Source organism: Undibacterium sp. TC4M20W, assembly GCF_049340245.1.
GTDB lineage: Bacteria > Pseudomonadota > Gammaproteobacteria > Burkholderiales > Burkholderiaceae_D > Undibacterium.
The window spans coordinates 1-5,676 of the sequence record NZ_JBMPPI010000060.1; the positions used below are offsets into that span (position 1 = coordinate 1).

Here is a 5,676-nt window from a genome sequence, read left to right on the forward strand (position 1 = left end):
GGGGGTATGCGGAATAAAAGCCTGACGATAACCTACTTTCACACTGGTTGCAGCACTATCATTGGCGCGTAATCGTTTCACGGTCCTGTTCGGGATGGGAAGGGGTGGTACCGATTAGCTATGGTCATCAGGCATAACTTGTTGATTGATTGTTCATCACGTTGATCTGTGAGGAGCAAAAAATCCAATTCAGAAGAAGTTCAGTAGAGTGTGCGATCTTATTCGCACTAATCAAGTTTTTTATTACCCCAAGCGAGACCATCGCTTGAGGTAGTGGTTGTGACTGCTGTCGAACTACCTGGCTGTTTCCACAGCTGGCACATTTCGCAAACACTTCACAATACTTGTCGTAGCCTACAACCTGCTAAGGTTATAGGGACAAGCCTTACGGGCAATTAGTACTGGTTAGCTTAATGCATTACTGCACTTCCACACCCAGCCTATCAACGTCCTGGTCTCGAACGACCCTTTAAAGAGATCAAGTCTCTGGGAAGTCTCATCTTAAGGCGAGTTTCCCGCTTAGATGCTTTCAGCGGTTATCTCTTCCGAACATAGCTACTCGGCAATGCCACTGGCGTGACAACCGATACACCAGAGGTTCGTCCACTCCGGTCCTCTCGTACTAGGAGCAGCCCCCTTCAAACTTCCAACGCCCACGGCAGATAGGGACCAAACTGTCTCACGACGTTTTAAACCCAGCTCACGTACCACTTTAAATGGCGAACAGCCATACCCTTGGGACCGGCTACAGCCCCAGGATGTGATGAGCCGACATCGAGGTGCCAAACTCCCCCGTCGATATGAACTCTTGGGAGGAATCAGCCTGTTATCCCCAGAGTACCTTTTATCCGTTGAGCGATGGCCCTTCCATACAGAACCACCGGATCACTATGTCCTACTTTCGTACCTGCTCGACTTGTCAGTCTCGCAGTTAAGCACGCTTATGCCATTGCACTATTAGCACGATGTCCGACCGTACCTAGCGTACCTTCGAACTCCTCCGTTACACTTTGGGAGGAGACCGCCCCAGTCAAACTGCCTACCATGCACTGTCCCCGACCCGGATAACGGGCCAAGGTTAGAACCTCAAATAAACCAGGGTGGTATTTCAAGGATGGCTCCACGCAAACTGGCGTCCACGCTTCAAAGCCTCCCACCTATCCTACACAGATCGATTCAAAGTCCAATGCAAAGCTACAGTAAAGGTTCATGGGGTCTTTCCGTCTAGCCGCGGGTAGATTGCATCATCACAAACATTTCAACTTCGCTGAGTCTCGGGAGGAGACAGTGTGGCCATCGTTACGCCATTCGTGCAGGTCGGAACTTACCCGACAAGGAATTTCGCTACCTTAGGACCGTTATAGTTACGGCCGCCGTTTACTGGGACTTCAATCAAGAGCTTGCACCCCATCATTTAATCTTCCAGCACCGGGCAGGCGTCACACCCTATACGTCCACTTTCGTGTTTGCAGAGTGCTGTGTTTTTATTAAACAGTCGCAGCCACCAGTTTATTGCAACCCCTTCGTCCTTCTGCCGCAGGGCAGTCAAACTACAAGGGCGTACCTTATCCCGAAGTTACGGTACCAATTTGCCGAGTTCCTTCTCCCGAGTTCTCTCAAGCGCCTTAGAATACTCATCTCGCCCACCTGTGTCGGTTTGCGGTACGGTCTCGTATGACTGAAGCTTAGAGGCTTTTCTTGGAACCACTTCCGATTGCTTCACGAATAAATTCGCTCGTCTCAACCCCTTGAATTACGCTGCCGGATTTGCCTAACAGCCTTCTCCAGGTTAAAAACCGACTATTCCAACAGTCGGACAACCTTCCGCGATCCGTCCCCCCATCGCATCATACGACGGTGCAGGAATATTAACCTGCTTCCCATCAGCTACGCATCTCTGCCTCGCCTTAGGGGCCGACTCACCCTGCTCCGATGAACGTTGAACAGGAAACCTTGGGCTTACGGCGTGGAGGCTTTTCACCCCCATTATCGCTACTCATGTCAGCATTCGCACTTCTGATACCTCCAGCATCCTTTACAAGACACCTTCGCAGGCTTACAGAACGCTCTCCTACCATATCCTTACGGATATCCGCAGCTTCGGTGTATAGCTTAGCCCCGTTACATCTTCCGCGCAGGACGACTCGATCAGTGAGCTATTACGCTTTCTTTAAAGGGTGGCTGCTTCTAAGCCAACCTCCTGACTGTTTTAGCCTTCCCACTTCGTTTTCCACTTAGCTATACTTTGGGACCTTAGCTGGCGGTCTGGGTTGTTTCCCTCTTGACACCGGACGTTAGCACCCGATGTCTGTCTCCCTTGCTCGCACTCGTCGGTATTCGGAGTTTGCAATGGTTTGGTAAGTCGCGATGACCCCCTAGCCATAACAGTGCTCTACCCCCGACGGTGATACAAGAGGCACTACCTAAATAGTTTTCGGAGAGAACCAGCTATTTCCAAGTTTGTTTAGCCTTTCACCCCTACCCACAGCTCATCCCCTAATTTTTCAACATTAGTGGGTTCGGTCCTCCAGTGCGTGTTACCGCACCTTCAACCTGGCCATGAGTAGATCACTTGGTTTCGGGTCTACACCCAGCGACTGATTCGCCCTATTCGGACTCGATTTCTCTACGGCTTCCCTATGCGGTTAACCTTGCCACTGAATGTAAGTCGCTGACCCATTATACAAAAGGTACGCAGTCACGGATCAAGTCCGCTCCTACTGTTTGTATGCACACGGTTTCAGGTTCTATTTCACTCCCCTCCCGGGGTTCTTTTCGCCTTTCCCTCACGGTACTGGTTCACTATCGGTCGATATCGAGTATTTAGCCTTGGAGGATGGTCCCCCCATGTTCAGACAGGATTTCTCGTGTCCCGCCCTACTTGTCGCAAACTTAGTTCCACACCGATAATTTCGTATAAGGGGCTATCACCCTCTATGGCCGGAGTTTCCAATCCGTTCTACTATTAAAGATGCTAAATCTTGCAGGCTCTTCCCATTTCGCTCGCCACTACTTTGGGAATCTCGGTTGATTTCTTTTCCTGTAGCTACTTAGATGTTTCAGTTCGCCACGTTCGCTTTGCATACCTATGTATTCAGTATGCAATGACCTTACGGCCGGGTTTCCCCATTCGGAAATCTGCGGATCAATGTGTGTTTGCTCACTCCCCGCAGCTTATCGCAAGCTACTACGTCCTTCATCGCCTGATATCGCCAAGGCATCCACCATGTGCACTTAGTCACTTGTCCCTATAACGTTAGCTTCTGGTGTCTTCATCAATTGCTTGATCAAGGTTCATCACCAAAAACCGGTTATAGTTCTTTACTACTTATGAGTATTACTTTAGCGTTTGCCGTATCTCAAGGAATTTGATATTTCTAAAACTTGTCTTTCGACAGCTTTTTCAAACTCTTTTTAATACATTGTTTGTTCGATACAATCACAACCCTTCCATAATTTCCACTCACAACTGTCGTTGTAAGCTTCTCTTTACAGAAATAATTTTGATTATTTCTACTTTACTTCTTCTAAATTGTTAAAGAACGAGAACTACTTAATTACTATTGTCTTTCGCTTTGAAAGTACAAACCTAAATCTCACTGTCTTCTTATGTAGTTTTATTGCTCTACATGACACTGACTTACGTTTGCACTGTCGAGATCTTGTGGTGGGTCTGGTTGGGCTCGAACCAACGACCCCCGCGTTATCAACACGGTGCTCTAACCAACTGAGCTACAGACCCGATTCCTAAACTTCTACCAGAATCTTGGTGGAGGATGACGGGATCGAACCGACGACCCCCTGCTTGCAAAGCAGGTGCTCTCCCAGCTGAGCTAATCCCCCTTTCGGGAACATGATCTCTTACCTGTGTTCTCTGTTCATTCATTAACAGTCAATAAGTGTGGACACTTAACTACGCGCTACTCTAGAAAGGAGGTGATCCAGCCGCACCTTCCGATACGGCTACCTTGTTACGACTTCACCCCAGTCACGAACCCTGCCGTGGTAATCGCCCTCCTTACGGTTAAGCTAACTACTTCTGGCAGAACCCGCTCCCATGGTGTGACGGGCGGTGTGTACAAGACCCGGGAACGTATTCACCGCGACATGCTGATCCGCGATTACTAGCGATTCCAACTTCATGTAGTCGAGTTGCAGACTACAATCCGGACTACGATACACTTTCTGGGATTAGCTCCCCCTCGCGGGTTGGCGGCCCTCTGTATGTACCATTGTATGACGTGTGAAGCCCTACCCATAAGGGCCATGAGGACTTGACGTCATCCCCACCTTCCTCCGGTTTGTCACCGGCAGTCTCATTAGAGTGCCCTTTCGTAGCAACTAATGACAAGGGTTGCGCTCGTTGCGGGACTTAACCCAACATCTCACGACACGAGCTGACGACAGCCATGCAGCACCTGTGTAAAGGTTCTCTTTCGAGCACTCCCAAATCTCTTCGGGATTCCTTCCATGTCAAGGGTAGGTAAGGTTTTTCGCGTTGCATCGAATTAATCCACATCATCCACCGCTTGTGCGGGTCCCCGTCAATTCCTTTGAGTTTTAATCTTGCGACCGTACTCCCCAGGCGGTCTACTTCACGCGTTAGCTGCGTTACCAAGTCAATTAAGACCCGACAACTAGTAGACATCGTTTAGGGCGTGGACTACCAGGGTATCTAATCCTGTTTGCTCCCCACGCTTTCGTGCATGAGCGTCAGTGTTATCCCAGGGGGCTGCCTTCGCCATCGGTATTCCTCCACATATCTACGCATTTCACTGCTACACGTGGAATTCTACCCCCCTCTGACACACTCTAGCCTTACAGTCTCCAATGCAGTTCCCAGGTTGAGCCCGGGGATTTCACATCAGACTTATAAAACCGCCTGCGCACGCTTTACGCCCAGTAATTCCGATTAACGCTTGCACCCTACGTATTACCGCGGCTGCTGGCACGTAGTTAGCCGGTGCTTATTCTTCAGGTACCGTCATTAGCATTCCGTATTAGGAAACACCGTTTCTTCCCTGACAAAAGAGCTTTACAACCCGAAGGCCTTCTTCACTCACGCGGCATTGCTGGATCAGGGTTGCCCCCATTGTCCAAAATTCCCCACTGCTGCCTCCCGTAGGAGTCTGGACCGTGTCTCAGTTCCAGTGTGGCTGGTCGTTCTCTCAAACCAGCTACTGATCGTCGCCTTGGTAGGCTTTTACCCTACCAACTAGCTAATCAGATATCGGCCACTCCATGAGCATGAGGTCTTGCGATCCCCCACTTTCCACCTTAGTGCGTATGCGGTATTAGCGTAACTTTCGCTACGTTATCCCCCACTCTAGGGTATGTTCCGATATATTACTCACCCGTTCGCCACTCGCCGCCAGGTTGCCCCGCGCTGCCGTTCGACTTGCATGTGTAAGGCATGCCGCCAGCGTTCAATCTGAGCCAGGATCAAACTCTTCAGTTTAATCTCTGTTTTTCGACAATTTCTTGTCTATGTCATTTTACTGACATGTCGCTCACTCAAAATACTGACAGTTCAATGACTCATCTCTGAATCATCGTCTTGCTTTGTTATTTCTTGTGAACACTTGCTATATTATTTAAGCATTCCAACTAACCTAAGTTAATTGGTGCGCTTCACCAAGTGCCCACATTTATTGACTGTTAATTGTTAAAGAACCA

General features: G+C 49.2%; 2 tRNA genes and 3 rRNA genes. All 5 read right to left on the minus strand.

The features are described 5' to 3' along the window. Positions 1–19: 19 nt before the first annotated feature. A 5S ribosomal RNA gene (gene rrf, locus ACO0LL_RS30235) occupies positions 20–132 on the minus strand. Between the two features lie 242 nt (positions 133–374). Next, a 23S ribosomal RNA gene (locus ACO0LL_RS30240) occupies positions 375–3,248 on the minus strand. 417 nt (positions 3,249–3,665) lie between these two features. Continuing rightward, positions 3,666–3,742, minus strand: a tRNA-Ile gene (locus ACO0LL_RS30245). A 25-nt stretch (positions 3,743–3,767) separates the two neighbouring features. Beyond that, positions 3,768–3,843: transfer RNA gene (locus ACO0LL_RS30250), tRNA-Ala, on the minus strand. 86 nt (positions 3,844–3,929) lie between these two features. Further along, positions 3,930–5,458 (minus strand): 16S ribosomal RNA (locus ACO0LL_RS30255). The 16S, 23S and 5S rRNA genes sit together here with 2 tRNA genes alongside, the layout of an rRNA operon. Between the last annotated feature and the right edge of the window lie 218 nt (positions 5,459–5,676).